Annotated in this window: 15 protein-coding genes and 1 pseudogene; 5 read left to right on the forward strand and 11 right to left on the reverse strand. The window is 50.5% G+C overall.

Going from position 1 to position 17,488, the window contains the following annotated elements; all coding sequences use genetic code 11:
* Positions 1-395 precede the first annotated feature (395 nt).
* The 5 genes from OMR58_RS22025 to OMR58_RS22045 all read right to left on the reverse strand — a co-directional run bounded on the left by OMR58_RS22025 (position 396) and on the right by OMR58_RS22045 (position 4,296).
* Positions 396-953, reverse strand: a complete 558-nt coding sequence (locus OMR58_RS22025; protein ID WP_200563737.1) for a GNAT family N-acetyltransferase — start codon at positions 951-953, stop codon at positions 396-398.
* Positions 954-1,513: 560 nt separating this feature from the next.
* Positions 1,514-1,870, reverse strand: coding sequence for a hypothetical protein (locus OMR58_RS22030; protein ID WP_264546920.1), 357 nt, complete (start codon positions 1,868-1,870; stop codon positions 1,514-1,516).
* A gap of 173 nt (positions 1,871-2,043) precedes the next feature.
* Positions 2,044-2,340 (reverse strand): hypothetical protein, encoded by a 297-nt coding sequence (locus OMR58_RS22035; RefSeq protein WP_264546921.1) that lies wholly within the window; start codon positions 2,338-2,340, stop codon positions 2,044-2,046.
* 76 nt (positions 2,341-2,416) lie between these two features.
* A complete protein-coding gene (locus tag OMR58_RS22040) occupies positions 2,417-2,968 on the reverse strand; it encodes a hypothetical protein (RefSeq protein ID WP_264546922.1) in 552 nt (183 codons plus the stop codon).
* Between the two features lie 692 nt (positions 2,969-3,660).
* Entirely contained in the window at positions 3,661-4,296 is a 636-nt protein-coding gene (locus OMR58_RS22045; protein ID WP_444861339.1) for a DUF2268 domain-containing putative Zn-dependent protease, read from the reverse strand.
* A 472-nt stretch (positions 4,297-4,768) separates the two neighbouring features.
* On the opposite strand from OMR58_RS22045, the gene OMR58_RS22050 reads away from it, so the two are divergent.
* Entirely contained in the window at positions 4,769-5,287 is a 519-nt protein-coding gene (locus tag OMR58_RS22050; RefSeq protein ID WP_264546924.1) for a hypothetical protein, read from the forward strand.
* 34 nt (positions 5,288-5,321) lie between these two features.
* On the opposite strand, the gene OMR58_RS22055 is transcribed toward OMR58_RS22050, so the two are convergent.
* Positions 5,322-8,306: a Tn3 family transposase gene (locus tag OMR58_RS22055; protein ID WP_264546925.1), complete on the reverse strand. Its 2,985-nt coding sequence runs from the start codon at positions 8,304-8,306 to the stop codon at positions 5,322-5,324.
* A 160-nt stretch (positions 8,307-8,466) separates the two neighbouring features.
* Here OMR58_RS22055 and OMR58_RS22060 point away from each other — a divergent pair, with 160 nt between their 5' ends.
* Positions 8,467-9,042 carry a recombinase family protein gene (locus OMR58_RS22060; protein WP_264546926.1) on the forward strand — a complete coding sequence of 192 codons (576 nt, stop codon included), beginning with the start codon at positions 8,467-8,469 and terminating at the stop codon, positions 9,040-9,042.
* 95 nt (positions 9,043-9,137) lie between these two features.
* Here OMR58_RS22060 and OMR58_RS22065 read toward each other — a convergent pair whose 3' ends face one another.
* Genes OMR58_RS22065 through OMR58_RS22075 form a run of 3 tightly spaced genes read right to left on the reverse strand, consistent with a single transcriptional unit; the run spans position 9,138 to position 11,941 of the window.
* Positions 9,138-9,998, reverse strand: coding sequence for an SMP-30/gluconolactonase/LRE family protein (locus OMR58_RS22065; protein WP_264546927.1), 861 nt, complete (start codon positions 9,996-9,998; stop codon positions 9,138-9,140).
* A 57-nt stretch (positions 9,999-10,055) separates the two neighbouring features.
* Positions 10,056-10,529, reverse strand: a complete 474-nt coding sequence (locus tag OMR58_RS22070; protein WP_264546928.1) for a DMT family transporter — start codon at positions 10,527-10,529, stop codon at positions 10,056-10,058.
* 14 nt (positions 10,530-10,543) lie between these two features.
* On the reverse strand, positions 10,544-11,941 hold the full coding sequence (locus tag OMR58_RS22075; RefSeq protein ID WP_264546929.1) for an amidohydrolase family protein: 1,398 nt from the start codon (positions 11,939-11,941) through the stop codon (positions 10,544-10,546).
* Positions 11,942-12,071: 130 nt separating this feature from the next.
* On the opposite strand from OMR58_RS22075, the gene OMR58_RS22080 reads away from it, so the two are divergent.
* Entirely contained in the window at positions 12,072-12,989 is a 918-nt protein-coding gene (locus OMR58_RS22080) for a LysR family transcriptional regulator (protein WP_264546930.1), read from the forward strand.
* Between the two features lie 94 nt (positions 12,990-13,083).
* Here OMR58_RS22080 and OMR58_RS22085 read toward each other — a convergent pair whose 3' ends face one another.
* Complete coding sequence (locus tag OMR58_RS22085; protein WP_264546931.1) at positions 13,084-14,274, reverse strand: MFS transporter; 1,191 nt, start codon at positions 14,272-14,274, stop codon at positions 13,084-13,086.
* Between the two features lie 87 nt (positions 14,275-14,361).
* Here OMR58_RS22085 and OMR58_RS22090 point away from each other — a divergent pair, with 87 nt between their 5' ends.
* Positions 14,362-15,156 carry an AraC family transcriptional regulator gene (locus tag OMR58_RS22090; protein ID WP_264546932.1) on the forward strand — a complete coding sequence of 265 codons (795 nt, stop codon included), beginning with the start codon at positions 14,362-14,364 and terminating at the stop codon, positions 15,154-15,156.
* 76 nt (positions 15,157-15,232) lie between these two features.
* Here OMR58_RS22090 and OMR58_RS22095 read toward each other — a convergent pair whose 3' ends face one another.
* A complete protein-coding gene (locus tag OMR58_RS22095) occupies positions 15,233-16,471 on the reverse strand; it encodes an IS110 family transposase (RefSeq protein WP_264546933.1) in 1,239 nt (412 codons plus the stop codon).
* 304 nt (positions 16,472-16,775) lie between these two features.
* Here OMR58_RS22095 and fghA point away from each other — a divergent pair.
* Positions 16,776-17,477, forward strand: a pseudogene (gene fghA, locus OMR58_RS22100) (S-formylglutathione hydrolase); the annotation flags it as partial.
* Positions 17,478-17,488 lie beyond the last annotated feature (11 nt).

The following is a 17,488-nucleotide window of genomic DNA, read 5'->3' on the forward strand; positions in this document are numbered from 1 at the left end:
TGAAAACAGCCAGTCCGTTCCCGGGGGGCCGACATGGTCTCGCAAAAGTGTAGCGGTATTAGGATCAGCTATTTAGCAAAAGATTTATATCGGCCGGATGAACGGTTCTCAAACGTCAAAATTTAACATAAGACTACTTTCCGGCACCGCCTGAGAGTCACTCAGTGCGATCCTGTGGCCAGAGGGTCGTTTCCGGCACCTTTTTCCGGCCAGAATCCTGAAATACGGCCATGAAGATAACGGTGCATCTGAATTATTATGCGGTGAGATTTACTTTACACCGATTAGTGCTCGCAGATGCTGGAAACGTCCGCTTTTGGCACGGAGCGGGCCGTTATTGTCCAATATCGGACTGTATCAAAAAGCGCACGTTGTAGCTTCAGGGCACGGTACGCTCAGCTGCTGTATTTATAAATAAAGGTATCGTCAATCACTCCAGCGCTGTCCAGTCGATCAGAAGCTAATATGGCTTCTAGTTTGAACCCACACTTTAATGCAACAGACTGACTGCGCACGTTACGTCTTGCAGTACGAATTTCGATTCTTTTAGCGTTAAAAAATTCCGAGGCTATTTTTGTAGCCATCTTGCATGCTTCAGTCATTATGCCTTTTCCCATCGCATCCGTGGCAAGCCAGTAACCGATCTCGAAATAAGGAATAGCCCGATTCCTTATGAATAAGCTAATACAACCCAGTAGTTCCTCTGAGGTACTGTCAATAATTAATAGCTTATACTCTTCTTTGTCATTTAGGAAATTATCTGCTGCATCAAGTATATTATTCCTGACTGAAGAAAGAGAATGAAAGCCTGGAGACCAGAGCAAAAATTCATGATGAAACGGACTAAATTCATTGAGTTTACGTTGCATTTCTTCTGAGCGACTCAGGTCAGGAGTCGTCAGATAAAAACGGACGTGTTGCAATAAACAAGCAGGAATTTCATCAATGCGCATCTTTATCGTTCCATCTATATAGACTTTTTATTTAATTAACACACACCGAAAAAAAATGCATCCATTTTATATAGCTCATGCCCTTAAAAAATGGATTACACAATGACCAATGGGAGCAATGCACAGCTAAAAGTATTACTTAAAACGTTAATCCATGGGTGTTTAACAAGGTCCGCTCCTGGTACATACTTGCCGTTCACCCTTACACATCCTTCCCAAATCCCGGCATGTTGTATTCATCTGTGCAGGCTAATCGTTTCCAGCTTGGCCGGATTTAGATGATGATCCGGGTTCTGGGGTTTTCGGATCTGGCAACGGACAGGGAGAAGGAACGGCCCGGTGAAGCATAAAAAGCAGACATTGAGCAGGATTGTCACCTGAATGCAGACATTCAGCCTGGTCATGTAAAAAATGGCAAAGCGCCGGTTACGGCTTTACTGGTACAGGATACCGGGGACTCACCACTGCGGAGTGAAGGACTGACACAAATTAACTTTCCATTCGTTGAAAAGTACAGAAAAAGGAAACCCCGGTTTAACCCGGGGCATCATATTTTACAGCTATCCGGCATATTTAACTGTTACCACCATCACCGCCATTCCCACCATCACCGCCATTACCACCATCGCTTCCGCCATCCCCTCCGCTTCCGCCGTCACCACCGTTCCCGCCATCCCCTCCGTTGCCACCATCACCGCCATTCCCGCCATTGCTGGCACCATCACCATTACCGCCATTGCCTCCCTCACCACCATTTGCGCCATCTCCTCCCTGACCACCGGGTCCGCCATTTCCGCCAGGGCCACCATTGACGCCAGGGCCGCCATCTCCCCCACGACCACCATTTTCTCCTGGACCGCCGGGCCCACCGGCTCCGCCATTTTCTCCAGGTCCTCCGTTTGTTCCAGGAGTACCATCAACCAGAACCATCCCATGTGAAGGATGTTCAGTTACAGGGGATTTGCTCAACACACTGGCATGAGCGAATGACGTTAACGATAAATATATAAGAGCAGGAAACGCATAAACTATTTTCAGACGCATAACATACCCCTTGTCTTAAATATATATTATCTACACATATTAGGTATTAATCCTGACATGGGGCAGCAGCCCCTCCTTTACCGGCAGCGCCGCCTTTTCCGCCTTTCCCGCCTTTTCCGCCTTTTCCACCATGTCCACTTTTACCATCTTTACCTGGCAACCCATCTTTACCCGGCTGGCCACATTCTACGGTTATAACTTGAGTTGAGATATTCTGATCGGTTAACTTTGCACTTTTAACAAATTGAATATCTGTATTTTCCTGAGTCGTTGCATGTGCTGAACTTAACAGAAACAGTTCAGTCCCGAATAAAAAAATGATCATCTTAACGTTTATTTTCATGAGGTATAATCCTGATTGGTTTAATCACAAGAAACTGCCAGATCTGAGGATCTGGCAGAGAAGATGCTGTCAGTGATTAATCACCGCCATCACCGCCATCACCGCCTCCGTCGCCATTATCACTCCCACTTCCACCGCTGCTTCCATTGCCATTTCCGTCATTGTTTCCGTTGCTACTGCCGTCATTACTGCCGTTTCCGTTTCCATCGTGATTACCGTCGTTGCTGCCGTTTCCGTCGTTACCGCCGTTACCACCATTACCGCCGTTCCCGCCGTTCCCGCCTGTACCTCCGGCACCGCCTGCACCACCTGCACCTCCGTCACCTGTAAGAATAATTAAATGATCAGCAGAAGATACATTCATGTGGTGAAAAGGTTCTGATGCACGAGTAAAACCAGCAAATGCGATCAATATAAATAACGAAATTTTGCTTACCTTCATAACTAAAACCCCATATATAAAAGTTTTCATTTTTGAAAGAAAGAATGCGGAGTATCTCCGCAGTAAAAACATAATCATAAAAAAGTGAATTTGTTTGTTTTGATGTAAGTCATTATTTCTATAGAAACACAAAAGTGATAAATTACATTTTCGTGAACTTTTCATGAAATGACTTTTATTTTCCATTCATATATGTATTCAGATACCCCCCCTGACTTGCCCTTTTTGTAAAGAATTTTTGCACGATTTATTTTTAAATCGCAGTACAATGCACTCAAAATAAAATTCAAATAATAAACTATATTTAATTAAAATAATGGTGGAAGTTTCAGATTCAGATTAGTTAACGGATGACTGGCCTTCAGATAAGTCTTATTAAAAGAATAAGAAAAGTGATCTACTCAAAATAATTCCTATCCCCATGCAGTTAGTAGGTTTTTTTCCTGAACATCTTCTACTGACAGGAACCAGTATTCTCTCAGTCATTTATTTCGCAAACTGCCTTTAAATGACTCAACATTCCAGCGTCTCTGCATAGGCTATCCATCTGCACCGGTGTTTCGGTTCCAGCCCAACCAGATCCAGAGCATGTTCCGGGTTTGACAGAAACCGGATCTGCGGGGTTTAACACACAGGGCAGAATGGAGGATTTCGGATGAAAGGGAGGATTTGAACATGCAGGCGGTATTTCAGCAAAAATCTTCATGGGCGCGCGTCTTGGATTTTAAATGCTCACCGATCGCCAGGCACCCGCCGGCTGCAGCGCGTACTTTGCGCGTTTCCAGCATGGCTTCTTGTCCGCTTTGAGCGAGGAGCAGAGCATTCAGCTTCCGCTCATGAGCAGACAAATGGCTTTAAAAATATGAGGAATCTGAACTCTATATAAAATGCTTTAATTCCTCAGCACTTATGTTAGCCAGCATTGAGGCTTTCAAATGTGAGGATACTGCAAGATACCTGGATATCAGGTTGAACCCTGCGGTATACCCCAGCCATCTTGGCAAATCTCCGGTTCCGAAAAACCAGGCATTATGGTCATAATCAGTGCGCTGCCAGCTGTCGTGCAATTGTGAAGTGCAAGACTGGACTATATCTGAGCTGAGCCTTTCCCAGATTTCAGGTTCACCGCCAAAAAGCTCAAGAGAAAAATGCCCGGCCAGCCCCTCAGAGACTAAAGCCTCCCCTAAAGTTGAGCCATATCCAGGCCCTTGCCATCTTGCAGCATGGTGCAGTTCATGAGCAAACATACGCTCAATAGAGTGCGCATAGTTTTTGCAGAATGCTTTATTTTCAGGATCGACAGTTATATAGACAATGCCAGCTTCAGGACAAAAACCGGCATGCCCTTTTTCAGGGATAACATACTTCCCGGCTTTAACCACCACATCCAGTGAAGGAAGCGGCATCAACATTTTGGCTTTTACGTAGGTACTAGCCAGGGTGGTCTGAAGCCATTCAGAGTGAGCGGTAAGTTGTTTCTGAGCATTCAGTATATGAATGGTTATTTGTGTTATGTCAGCATCACTTAGAATCCACAGTAAACGTCCGTATATTAGCAGAAATATAACGAATGTCATGGTGATGCTCAGCAGTGGCTGGCAGACCAATAATCAGGGGTGCCCGCTTCTGGCACATACTTGCCGTTCACCCTTACACATCCTTCCCGAATCCCGGAATGTTGTATTCATCTGCGCAGGCTAATCGTTTCCAGCTTGACCGGATTTAGATGATGATCCGGGTTCAGGGGTTTTCGGATCTGCGCTGCAAAGAGAGGGGAAGAACAGTGATTTAAAATGAGTCATGCTTAATCAATTCTGATATGATTATTAACAGATAACCTCTAATCACATCAGCAATGATGATTCACAAATGACACTTAAGAATACTATGACAGACAACGCGCCCGGACTGAATATTCACGGCGGACTGCCGGAGACGGCTGAAACTGCACGCCGGACATCGCCCCTGCAGAAACGGATACTTATCGTGCTGGCCGCCCTGAGCCAGAAAAGGCCGGGTCCGGTGGCCATCAGTGATCTGAAGAACATGCTGGAACGTGGTTCCGTTCAGCCCGTGTATGCAAATAACCTGCGTGGTTCCTGCAAACGGATGAACGCCGCAGGCTGGCTGCGTATCCTGCGTGCTCCTAATCTGCAGCTGGCAGTTGAACTCACTGATTCCGGAACTGATGTCGCCTTACCGCTTTTAAACAGCGAGCTGGAAGCCGTGCAGGCACAGCTTCGCGCAGCCGGTGTCCGTGTGCTGCATGAACGGTCGGAGAGCAGTTACCGTCCGGAACATAACATCATGCTCGACGGCAGAGAATATGCCGTGTGGCGGGGCGATTTCGTTGTCCGCCTCGATGGCACGACCTGCCTGCAGCTGTGGCACCGTGACGGCAGGAGAACGGTATTCAACGGCGATCCCGTGCAGGTAGCTGAATGGTATCAGACCTGTTTTGAAGCGGGCCTGCCGGTGAGGTGCCAGGTGAATCAGGGACAATAACGGGGTCCGCTTGGAAAAAGGAAAATATCCTACGCTAAGCCTGTTTTTTGTACAGGCCACTATCTATTGAGCGTAACGAACGGTATTTCCCCAATCCCAGCTTAAGATTGGTTCGCCAGACGTAATCTCCGCTCAGATTGATATGTTCCCATCCCAGCGGCGACAGGTGAGAAATCAGTTGCTCATTAATCGGGATCCCTTTTCGTCTCAGGGAATCAATGGCTCTTTCTATATATACCGTATTCCACAGTGAGATCGCCGCAGTCAGTAACGTCAGACCACTGGCGCGATAGCTCTGATTCTCCAGTCCCCGATCTCTGATTTCACCCAGCCGGTGCATAAAGACCGCTCGCGCAAGGGCATTACGGGCCTCACCTTTATTCAGCCCCGCCTGTACGCGTCGGCGCAGTGATGGATCGCGAAACCAGTCCAGCATAAACAGTGCCCGTTCAATACGCCCGATTTCCCTCAATGCCTTTGCAAGGCCATTTTGTTTAGGGTAACTGGCCAATTTTTTCATCATCAGCGATGCTGTAACTGTCCCCTGTTTTATCGAGCTTGCGAGGCGAAGCACCTCATGCCAGTGCGTCTCAATGTCTTTAAGATTCAGAGGGGTTGTGGATATCACAGACTGAAGTCCAGGATACCGCTCAGCCTTTCCCTGAATAAAAAGCCGCTTGTCGTGAAGATCCCGGATCCTTGGCGCAAAAGCGAACCCCAGCAGATGCATCAGCGCGAAAACATGCTCCGTAAAACCAGCGGTATCAGTGTAATGCTCGGTAATTTCCAGATCACTTTCGTGATATAGCAAACCATCAAGTACGTGAGTTGAGTCCCGCACGCGGCTGATCACTTTGGTGTAAAACGGGCTGTACTGGTCCGAAATATGCGTGTAAATCTGCACGCCTGGCTCCTGACCATATTTCAGATTGACCTGACCAGCATAACGCCCGTGGCTACCTACCCGAAAATTCTGCCCGTCGGACGAAGACGTTGTGCCATCGCCCCAGAATGCCGCCAGATGCCGCTGTTTCTGAGCATTAACCAGCTCAGCCAGTGCTGCTGAATACGTTTCATCCCTGATGTACCAGGCCTGAATCCCCTCGAGTGACGATTTTGTTGTTCCCGGACAGGATTCGGCCATTTTTGTCAGTCCCAAGTTGATCCCATCGGCCAGGATGGTGGTCAGTAACAATTTTCTGTCTTTCGGTCTGACGTTATTATTTTTGAGATGTGTGAAATGGTGGGTAAAACCGGTCCAGCCGTCCACTTCATCCAGCATTTCCGTAATTTTAGGGTGCGGCAACATACCGTAAACCAGATTGGCAAAAGGGGATGCTGCTGAAGGGACACTGTTATCCAGCGGGGTAATTTTCACACCTTTATCCGATATATCAACATCGGGCAAATCACCGGCCAGCGCCATCGCATTCACTTCCTCAAGGCGCGATGCCAGAAGCGTCATGCGGCTCTTGATGTATTCATGGCAATCGGTCGGAATGGCAAGGGGTAACTGATTATCCCGGAGTGATTTTTCAAAATCGCCTGACGGGATCAGATAATCATCGAAATTCCTGTAGCGACGCGACCCCTTTACCCAAATATCGCCAGAACGTAAGGCTCCCTTCAGCTCATTCAGCACGCAAAACTCGTAATATTTGCGGTCAATACCGGAAGGAGTGATCACGACCTTTCGCCAGCTCTCAGGAATGAACCCGGTTGGCGCGGATGGCGGGACTTTTCGGAGCTGTTTCCGATACATCTCCCTGACGGTATCGAGCGCGTCACTGAGCTGTATTGAGGCGGGCGCAGCCCTGAACTGCAACGCTGACAGCATCCGGGGGGCATATTTACGAAGGGTACTGTATTTTTCTGTGATCAGATGAAGCGGGTCGAAGTTATCCTTACGTGACAGAAACCGCGTTTCCTCCACGCTGTTGATGAATTCCTGCCAGGGAAGGACATCTTCTATTGCTGACCAGGGGTCTTCACCGGATTCTCTGGCGTTAAGTAATGCCTGTCCGACGGTAACGTACTGCTTCAGCTTGCTCTGAATAAGCTTTCCCGTTTGCTGAAGTCGTTCGGCCTGCGTGCGTTTTGCCCTGCTGAACAGGCTACCCAGAATACGTTCGTGCAGATCAATAACTTCGTCAGTCAGGGTGGCCCTGGCTTCCGATATGATACAAACCAGCGAGGCATAACGGCGGACATCCGTGAATTTAGCCAGATCCCGGCTACTCATTTTCCTGCCTTCGCGTGCGAGTTTCAGTAGCCGGTTCTGGTGTACGGAAAGCGCAATGCCGTCAGGCAGTGCCAGTGACTCAATCGCATTTAGCCGATCGATATGTTGCAGGACATTTTTACCATTAATTTTCCCCGGAGGCTGGAGCAGCCAGGCCAGCCGTGAAGGTTGTTCACCCTCAGAGACCAGCAGACGGTCCAGTGCCGCTTTATGTCCCGGTTCAAGCTGCGCGGTAAGCGCAGAAAAAACGGCCCTGTCGGCAAGCGTTGTTGCTTCGGCCAGGGTCCGTTCGATGACATCAACAGAAGGGAAAATGACGTTATTATTGTGGAGCCAGGAGAGCATTTCCTCCGCGAGTAAAAAACCTCTGTCAGTTCGCATGGCGTGGGGATAAAGATGGCGAATGCAGGCTTTTTGCAGCGCCCGGTTGAAAGGGGATAATTCCAGGTAGCGGTAGAGTTCAGCCAGATGTTCCCAGCGGGTGACCTCTCTTGATGCATATTCGGCCCATAAATCAGGCTGAAGCTTCAAATGGGCCGCGAGCCGTGAAACTACCCCGTCGTGAGGGGACATATTTTTGTCGGGAGGAAACCCAGGCCCTCGCAAATAGCAGAGTAAAACAGCAAAACCCAGGCGGTTTGCAGGTCTGCGGTGTTTATTAATAAGCGCGAGGTCATGTTCACTCAAAAAACACATTCGCGTCAGAAGAACGTCATCATCCGGCACAACTAACAAATGTTCTTTTTCGTCACTGCTGAGTATTTGTCTCCGTGGCATAAATGCTTCCTATGCATATAGTTTATTTGAGTTATCGCTTTACACTGACCGAAACCGGTCTGTTTCGTACACTCATTTACGAATATGTACGAAAGTAAGTGAAATTAATTTCGGACATGCATTATAATTCGTACATCTATTTCGTACGGAAATTTGCACTATGTCACGGGTTTTTGCTTATTGTCGGGTCTCCACTCTGGAGCAAACAACAGAAAACCAACGCAGAGAAATCGAAACTGCCGGTTTTGCTGTCAGACCTCAGCGAATAATTGAGGAACACATCAGTGGTTCAGTCGCGGCCAGCGAAAGACCAGGATTTATCAGACTGCTTGATCGCATGGAAAATGGTGATGTACTGATTGTCACCAAACTTGACCGTCTTGGTCGTAATGCGATGGATATAAGAAAAACCGTCGAACAACTTGCAGTGTCTGACATTCGGGTACATTGCCTGGCTTTGGGGGGCGTGGACCTGACCAGTCCGGCAGGGAAAATGACCATGCAGGTGATTTCAGCCGTGGCTGAGTTTGAGAGAGATTTGCTGCTAGAGCGTACGCACTCTGGTATTGCGCGGGCAAAAGCAGCCGGAAAGCGGTTTGGACGTCCTTCAGTGCTGAATGAAGAACAGAAAACTACGGTGATTGCACGGATTAACTCCGGGATCAGTATCAGCGCCATTGCGCGTGAATTTAATACCACCCGACAAACCATACTCAGGGTAAAGGCAGGGCAATAATGATCCTGAGTTCACAGCTAGACGATCTGCTATGTGCCAGAAGCAGACTTTTTCTTTAAGTCTGAACTGGCAAAGTTCTTCCAGTATCAAAACCGTTAAGCCGTGTGTGCTGCAAAGCGGTTTTCAGGTAATCCGGGGCTGAAATCAGATTCAGATTTGAGCAGTGCACCGTCATGTTCAGACAGCGCAGTGAGTCCCACAGAAGCCGTGGTGCAATAGAGACGGGTAAAACCCTCACCGGCGAGCGTCGGACAGGTGCTCTGGATTCCAGGTGACGTCAGAATAGCGTCTGTGGTCCCATCCGGGCGGTAACGGACAACACGGTTACCCCCCCATTCAGCATTCCACAAATAGCCCATCGCATCCACGCAGGAGCCATCAGGCGCACCGCTGCCTTCAGTTTTAGTGAACACGCGCTGGTTCTCCAGCGAGGGGTAATCACAGCACATTATCCGACCCTGCATTGAGTCACAGTAATAGAGCGTGAAACCATCGGGGCTGAAACAGAGGCTGTTCGGTATAGCGACATCGGGCAGTGCAAGCGTCTCAACAGTCAGCGTTGCCGCGTTGAGTCGATGAAACTTACCGATGACTTTAACGGGATAACCGTCATCCATCGTCCCGAAGATAAAATTACCGGCACGGTCACATCGTCCATCACCTATGCGGGTGCCGGTGTCTCCCGGTGAAGCGGCCACTGGGGTAATTAACCCGCTGTTGAGATCATAGAAAGCCAGCCTTGACGCGAATCCCATCAGCAGAATGTGAGTTTGTTCAGTCAGTGCAAAGGAGCCAAGGCGCTCAGGCAGCGACCAGCGCATCACAGCATCATTGCCTTCTTCTATGGCGAGCAGTTCACTGGCTTCAATGTCAGTCCAGTAAAGCCTGCGGGTTCTTTCACACCACAGCGGGCACTCTCCGAGCGTATTCCTGGCCTCAGCTGCAATTGAAAACATGATAATCCTCCGGATATAAAAGGTCGTACAGTACGATGGCAAAAGTGGATAACGCAGTTACTGCAGAAAACGTGCAGAGAGCCGATCGCCGAAAAGCATGACGGCAAGTCCGATCAGCATGACAACCATGCCCCCGAGCCTGAGTAACGAAACCGGACGCCGTACAGCGCCCAGCAAGCCAAAATGATCAATCATCTGAGACGAGAGTAACTGTCCGACAATCGCCAGCCCGAGCAGAGCTGAAAATCCAATTTTCGGCGCAAGCACGACATAGCTGAACAGTGCACATGCACCTATCATTCCGCCTGCCAGACTCCAGAGGGGTTGCGACGGGATCGCCGCCAGCGATGTCATCAACCCACCCCGCAGCAGCGCATAAATCCCCAGACTGAACGCACCCGCCGTAAAGGAAAACAGCGCCGCAGTGACCGGGTCGCCGCCCAGTCCGCGTGCCAGCTGGCTGTTCAGGGTCGTTTGCAGGGTGATCCCCAGACCTGCGGCAAAAGCGATTACGTAATAGATCATGCCCATGCTTTTCATCCTGGTCAGTCGGCCTGCATCAGCGGCAGGAAGGCGTCAGCAAAAATGTCAGGCTGGTAGCCAGAGGCTGCAAAAAGGTGCTCACGCGACTCATCAATCGCCGCACGTAGTCGCGCGCTGTCTACGCCCAGCACCTTACCGTTCTGTTTAACGATGCGTCCGCCGATCATGACGGTGTCGATGTTGCTGCGCTCGGCGGCATGAACCACCGTGCCAAAAGCATTGCCGGACGGGTAAAGATTGAGATCACTGACGCTAATCAGCACCAGGTCGGCTTGTTTGCCTGGCGTCAGGCTGCCCACTTTGTCCAGCAGCCCTGCACAGGCAGCGCCATCAAGAGTCGCGGCTTTAAGGAGTTGCGCCGCCGGAAGCGTTTTCAGCGCATGTTCAGAATCGCAGCACTGCTGCTGATGCATGCCCATCACGCGCTGCAGGTAAAAGGCGACGCGCATCTCCATAAACATATCGGTGCTGTACGACGTTTCGTTGTCTACGCTCAGGCCAGGGTTGATGCCATGACGCTGCGCGGCCTCAATGGCGAACATCCCGCTTTCGATTCCATAGTGCGAATCTGAGCGCGGGCAGACGTTCACCCGGACACCGGCCTCCCGCAGAATTTTCCATCCCCGGTCGGGCAGCGCCGTGCAGTGATTGAAAATATTGTCCGGACCCAGCAGCCCCTGCTGATGCAGCGATTCAAGTTCAGACCCCATCTCAGCGCCAAAGAACTCAGTAACAATCGACAGTCCCAGCCTGCGGGCCTCGGCCCACAACTCCGGCTCCAGCTGGGCCATGACGGCGAGAGAAACCAGGCTTTCAGGGTTGTCGGTGAAATACTTATCCTGCAGACGCTGCCAGTTTCCCGGCCAGTGCGCTTTATCCCATTCGCCAGCTACCGGTGCGCCGGAAGCATGAATGGCACGAATGCCGGTATCAAGCAGGGCTTCGACGGCGGCATCGGAATGCGCTGCGGTCCGGCTGTTGTGCGAGTTATCGATCATCGTGGTGATACCCGCGTCTAAAGCGCCCAGCGCCGTCAGCAGGTTGCCAACATAGATATCGGCAGGGCGATAATATTTAGCGAAGGAGAAGTGTGTGGCGTTGCTGTAGTCGTCCAGGCAGGTGGCATTTGGGTTAATGCGGCGCAGCTGTCCTTCCCATGCGTGACGATGAGAATCGACCATTCCCGGCATGGCGATCATGTTGGTGGCATCAATGACATGCGCACCCGGCACATCAAGGTTCTGGCCCACGGCGGTAATCGTTGAGCCGTTGATGAGAATATCGCCGCGCTCAATGTTACCGACGTTCTCGTCCATGCTCAGTATTGTCGCGCCACGAATCAACGTAGCCTGTGAAGTGACATTCTGATTGTTAACAATATTTCGGATGTAGTCGGTCATTAAATCTGCCTCTGTCCTGATTAATGGGGAAACGATACGCCACGTCATTAGCCTGAAAAAGATGCTTAAAGCGTTTTCATAATTCATAATTCGCGAATAATCACACTCACTTTTACCCAGGAGCAGGACGATGGATCGGATTCAGGCTATGCAGGTTTTTATAAGAATTGCTGAAGCCGGAAGCTTTGTGCGCGCGGCAGAGACACTGTCACTGCCAGCGTCCACCGTCACCAGCACGATTAAAAATCTGGAGAAATACCTGCAGGTGCGTCTGCTTAACCGGACGACGAGGCGGGTCAGACTCACTCCTGAAGGCCTGCAGTATCTTGCGCAGTGCCGGGAAATCCTTTCACTGATTGAACACACGGAATCCAGCCTGACCGATTCCGTCAGGCAGCCCCAGGGGCGACTGCGGATAGATATGCCCGGTGGGATCGCCCATTTTATCGTCATGCCGAATCTGAAAGATTTTTACCGGCTCTATCCTGATATTTATCTGATGATTGGCGTCAGCGACCGGCAGGTCGATCTTGTTCAGGAAGGTGTGGATTGCGTCATCAGAACCGGGGAATTAACCGACTCCACGCTGGTTGCCCGACCCCTTGGCCGGTTTCGCTGGGTGACCTGCGCCTCGCCGGACTATCTCAGGGAGTACGGTATCCCTGAGACGCCGGAAGCGTTGTCGCAGCATCGGGCAATCCATTACTTTTCCGGTTCGGGAAGACGGACCAATGAACTGCGTTTTACGCGTGGCACTGAGATGCTTTCCGTTCCGGTAGAAGGAGACGCAGCCGTTAACGAAACGGGACTCTACATCAGACTGTGTCTTGAGGGTTTTGGGCTGGCGCAGCTTGCTGAGAATGTGATTTCGGAGAATCTGCAGCAAGGCAGGCTGGTCGAGGTTCTGGCGGACTGGCAACCACCTTCAGTGCCGGTGACGATGCTCTATCCGCATCAGCGTTTTCTCTCTCCCGCAGTGCGTGCTTTTGCTGACTGGGTCGCCGGGCTTTTTAACGATGGCGCAGGTCAAAAACGGTCTTCTCTGTAAAAGGTTGCCTTAAGTAGCAGGGATATTTATCGGAACGATAATGGAGAGTATCCGCAGCAGGAGAACAGAGCGCTCTCCCGCTGTGTAGGCAAATTCAGCCCGGCTGCAGTGCCGGTTCCAGGTGTGCATTTCGTCCGGCAGCCATTCCTGTGCAGGCACCAGCGACCGCGATCGCTGCGGTCATCAGTAATGGCAGTGTCCAGCCTCCGGACAACTCCTGTACTTTACCCAGCAGCAGCGGACCCATCGCCGCCATCAAATAACCGACGCTCTGCGCCATACCTGACAGCGCGGCGGCGTCACCGGCATTTTTGGTACGCAGCCCGATGAAAGTCAGGCCCAGCATCATGCTGGCACCCGAGCCGAAGCCGAGAAGTGCAGCCCACAGCATCGCCAGATTCGGCAGGTACAGGATGCCGATAAAGGACGCAGCGGTTAACAGGCTGACGCCGGCAGCGGCTGCTTTCTGATCGTTGAGGCGACGCAGCGTAGCCGCCAGAATCAGGCCGGGAATGGCGGTGGTCAGTTGAAGAATGCCGTGTACTTCACCGGCCTGGGCTGAGGAGAGTCCACTGTCCGTTAGAATGGCGGGTAGCCAGCCAACAGCAACATAAAACGGCATCGCATTCAGGCCCATAAACAAGGTGACCTGCCATGCCAGAGGCGAGCGCCAGACCGCGACGGTCGCCGCTTTTTTCTCACCCTCTCCTGGCAACTGATGCTTCATCTTTAACTGGGGCAACCATAAAAGCAACGCAAGCAGCGGTGCAATAACCAGCATGGCTAACGCGATGTTCCAGTCCCAGCTTTGCGTCAGAGGAATAACAACGGCTGAACCAATAGCACCAGCAGCGCCCATGGTGATGGAATACGCCCCCGTTACGGAAGCCACGTTTCCGGAAAAGTCACGTTTGATAAGGCCAGGCAGCAGGACATTGCCGAGGGCTATCCCGATACCTATCAAAATGGTTCCGCCATAAAGCGCCCAGACACTGCCTGTGGAGCGAAGCAGGATGCCCGCTGAAATCACGGCCAGGGCACCAAAAAGGGTGCGTTCCAGACCGAACTTCCTGGAGATAGATGCGCTCAGGGGAGAAAAGGCGGCAAAGGCCAGTAAGGGCAGCGAGTTCAGAAACCCAACGGCAGTCATACTCAGCCCAAAATCATGGCGAATGTGTTCTAAAACGGGTGCGATAGCGGTAAAGGGAGCGCGCAGATTAATGGCAATAAAAAGGATACCGGTCACAAGTATGACTGAAGGCCACTTGTTCGTAGTGTGGGACATAAATTTTGCTTTCTCTGGAAAAAAGAAAGAGTTTAAAGTATGCATGAGTTACAGAATATAGATAACCTGACAACATATAGCTAAATCATGCCAGTTAATAAAAAACCGGTGACCTCACCGGATGAGTTTAATGCCGATGCTTTCAGTCAGGCTGCTATCGCGCTGCATGTATCATCGTCAGGCGAGTATGCCGGGCAGAGCCCGCACGCTCACCGTAAGGGACAGCTTATTCTCTCTTTGCGCGGTGCAGTGAGTTGTGAGGTTCAGGATGCGCTGTGGCTAGTTCCACCGGGACATGCTGTCTGGGTTCCGGGTGAAATCCCCCACAGTTGCCGGGTCACGAAGAATGCAGATACCTGCTTTCTGTTTATCGAACCCGGCGCGGCAGCGATGCCGGAAATCTGTTGTACCCTGGCGATTACTTCTCTGGTCCGCGAGCTTGTTCTGTATCTGGCAGAGCAGGGACAGGCTTATTCTACTGACAGTAAAACTGCCAGGCTCGCAGCGGTGCTGCTGGAGCATATTCCGGATGTGCCGGTTGAAGCGCTCCATCTTCCCGTATCCGATCATCCTAAAATCCGGAATATGGCGGAGGCACTTTTTAATGAGCCTGATGATCGGCGAACGTTAAAGCAGTGGGCTGCACATCTGGTCACCAGCGAACGATCGCTGGCCAGGCTGATAAAAGAGGCGACAGGAATGAGCTTTGGTCGTTGGCGTCAGCAGTTGCATTTAATGATTGCCCTGAGCCATCTGGCTGAAGGTCAGTCCGTGCAGCGGGTAGCCGGAACGCTCGGATATGATTCGGTCAGCGCGTTTATTACGATGTTCAGAAAAGCGCTGGGTAAATCACCTACGCAATATTTTTCTTCCCTGGACTAATGCAATAAAACGCAAATCGGATTTTTACAAAGACAGTCAGCGTCCGCTTCACGCCCTGAGACATTCGACAAGCTTTTTATGGCTTCAGTAAGGGCGAGTGTCGCGCTTCGAGAGCCAGCAAATATTTCGCTTCGTCGTAGCGGGTTCTGGTCTTCCAGCAGCGGTAAATGATCCTTATCCATTTAAACGCTAGAGCCCGGATTGCTGATTGGTGAGATTTTCCTTTTTCTCGCAGTCCCTGATAATAAAGTCTGGCCCAATATGATGAGTTAACCGTCTTGGCAGCCCATTCAACGAAGGTCTGCCTGACGAACTTCGCACATTGCCATCTCCAGTGAACCCAGGATTTCTGGCCACTTCTTTCTGTCACCGGGGCAATACCTGCATAGTTTTGAATTTCTTCAGCGCTGTTAAACCGGTCACGGTTATCACCAAGTGCAGCAAGCATCCGTGGGGCCATACACGGCCCCATGCCCGGAAGGGATTTGAACAGCCCCGCATCTGGCAATGTGTCAAACAGCGTTTCAATTCGTTCGTCATAGGTTTTGATGATTTCACTCACGACTTTAATTTGTGTCGCCAGTGCTGTTGCCATCAAAGCATTAGCCTCTATAACACTCGGGTCAGTCGTCAATGGGATCGCGTTATCAATACTCGCAACACGTTGCTCGGTAAGGGCCATTGCGCGGCCACCTTTGGCATTCAGAAAGTTGCGGATCGTGTCGCGCCTGGCTCGTTTCAGTTGTTGCAGACTGGGCCACCGTATAATCAGTTCACACAACAGTAAGCTACCCCGATGTGAGAACCACTCCAGGGGCTGAGGATAATACTGTTTAAGCGTGTTGATTATCCGGTTCACAAAACGGCGTTTATCCTCAACCAGCTGACGACGCTGCTCAACCAGTAGCTGGAGTAACCGGATATCCGCATTGTCGGGTTCAATGGCTTTTATCTTTTGGGGATAACGCAGCATTAACTCTAGTGCCAGCTCGGCATCCTGCGGGTCATCTTTAGCGCCGCTGGGCGAGAAGGCTTGCCGGTAACGAGCCAGGGACAAAGCGTGGACGGGGAAAACGGTGATAAACGGATATTTCTGAAGAGCATACACCACGGGTCCCTTCTTCAGATCGAGAGCTATAGCGATCCTGCCTTTTACCTTCTGGTGTAACTCGGTAAGCCAGGCATCAAGCGCTTCTGCTGTATGTTCAATCACATGGAATACGCGTTCACCGTTTTTAAACTGAACACAGACATCGTGTTTTTTATCTGCCCAGTCCAGACCTACGTGTGCAGCAAATTGATTAGTCGCAGTCATCACCAACTCCTTTCATCGGGGATTGGTATGCATTCCACGCTCTTCGAAAGAAATATAGCCAGCAGTTTATCTGCATGCCCTGAGTATTCGTTAGCGAACGTGGAGCACCTACTGGTTCGAAAGAAAAGCGGCGATCATCACATGATTCTCGCTCAATATTCGTAACCAGTAAGCGCATACCCTGAATCACTTCAAAGTGTAATTCTCAGGGTGCGAATGACTATATTTCGCTCACAACGGACCGTCATGCCAGCTCAAAAAACAGGCTTAACGTAGGATATTTTCCGTTTTCCAAGCGGACCCCCTATACTGGTTGTCGGGCCTGACCTGTACTGAGCAGAATTTCATCACCAAATCAGGTATGCAGCATTATGCAGCCCGGCATAACGTCATCGTTGTTGTCCCGGATACCAGTCCCCGGGGTAATAATGTCCTGGATGCCGACAGTTACGATCTTGGCCAGGGGGCCGGTTTTTATCTGAACGCGACGGAACAGCCGTGGAATGTTCATTACAGGATGTATGACTATATTCTCAGAGAGCTTCCGGATGTCGTCATGAATCATTTTCCTGCAACGGCAAGAAAATCTATATCCGGTCATTCTATGGGAGGGCTGGGTGCTCTGGTGCTGGCTCTGCGAAATCCTGGTGAATATGTGAGCGTATCAGCATTTTCCCCGATAGTATCGCCTTCTCAGGTGCCATGGGGGCAACAGGCATTTAGCGCTTACCTGGGTGAAAACAGAAAAACGTGGGAAGCCTACGATCCAGTCAGCCTCATTTTAAAGGGTGAAAAATTACCAGAAATCTTCATTGATCAGGGGCTGAGTGACGCCTTTTATGAAGAGCAACTGCGCACCAAAATCCTTGAGAGAGTATGCAATGAGATGAACGTCAATGCGTCGTTCCGATATCATACTGGATACGACCACAGCTATTATTTCATTTCCAGCTTTATTGGTGAGCACATTGCTTACCATGCCAACAGGCTCAGGCTGTCAGCATGAGTTGATTTCCA

The sequence above is a fragment of the Erwinia sp. INIA01 genome, from assembly GCF_025947915.1.
In the GTDB taxonomy this organism is placed as follows: Bacteria; Pseudomonadota; Gammaproteobacteria; order Enterobacterales; family Enterobacteriaceae; genus Erwinia; species Erwinia coffeiphila.

What these genes read in the sequence shown, in the direction of transcription:
- OMR58_RS22025 (WP_200563737.1), bottom strand. Translation starts at nt 953, where the DNA reads ATGCGCATTGATGAAATTCCTGCTTGTTTATTGCAACACGTCCGTTTT.
- OMR58_RS22030 (WP_264546920.1), bottom strand. Translation starts at nt 1,870, where the DNA reads ATGGTACTCCTGGAACAAACGGAGGACCTGGAGAAAATGGCGGAGCCG.
- OMR58_RS22035 (WP_264546921.1), bottom strand. Translation starts at nt 2,340, where the DNA reads ATGAAAATAAACGTTAAGATGATCATTTTTTTATTCGGGACTGAACTG.
- OMR58_RS22040 (WP_264546922.1), bottom strand. Translation starts at nt 2,968, where the DNA reads ATGGAAAATAAAAGTCATTTCATGAAAAGTTCACGAAAATGTAATTTA.
- OMR58_RS22055 (WP_264546925.1), bottom strand. Translation starts at nt 8,306, where the DNA reads ATGCCACGGAGACAAATACTCAGCAGTGACGAAAAAGAACATTTGTTA.
- OMR58_RS22060 (WP_264546926.1), top strand. Translation starts at nt 8,467, where the DNA reads ATGTCACGGGTTTTTGCTTATTGTCGGGTCTCCACTCTGGAGCAAACA.
- OMR58_RS22065 (WP_264546927.1), bottom strand. Translation starts at nt 9,998, where the DNA reads ATGTTTTCAATTGCAGCTGAGGCCAGGAATACGCTCGGAGAGTGCCCG.
- OMR58_RS22070 (WP_264546928.1), bottom strand. Translation starts at nt 10,529, where the DNA reads ATGGGCATGATCTATTACGTAATCGCTTTTGCCGCAGGTCTGGGGATC.
- OMR58_RS22075 (WP_264546929.1), bottom strand. Translation starts at nt 11,941, where the DNA reads ATGACCGACTACATCCGAAATATTGTTAACAATCAGAATGTCACTTCA.
- OMR58_RS22080 (WP_264546930.1), top strand. Translation starts at nt 12,072, where the DNA reads ATGGATCGGATTCAGGCTATGCAGGTTTTTATAAGAATTGCTGAAGCC.
- OMR58_RS22085 (WP_264546931.1), bottom strand. Translation starts at nt 14,274, where the DNA reads ATGTCCCACACTACGAACAAGTGGCCTTCAGTCATACTTGTGACCGGT.
- OMR58_RS22090 (WP_264546932.1), top strand. Translation starts at nt 14,362, where the DNA reads ATGCCAGTTAATAAAAAACCGGTGACCTCACCGGATGAGTTTAATGCC.
- OMR58_RS22095 (WP_264546933.1), bottom strand. Translation starts at nt 16,471, where the DNA reads ATGACTGCGACTAATCAATTTGCTGCACACGTAGGTCTGGACTGGGCA.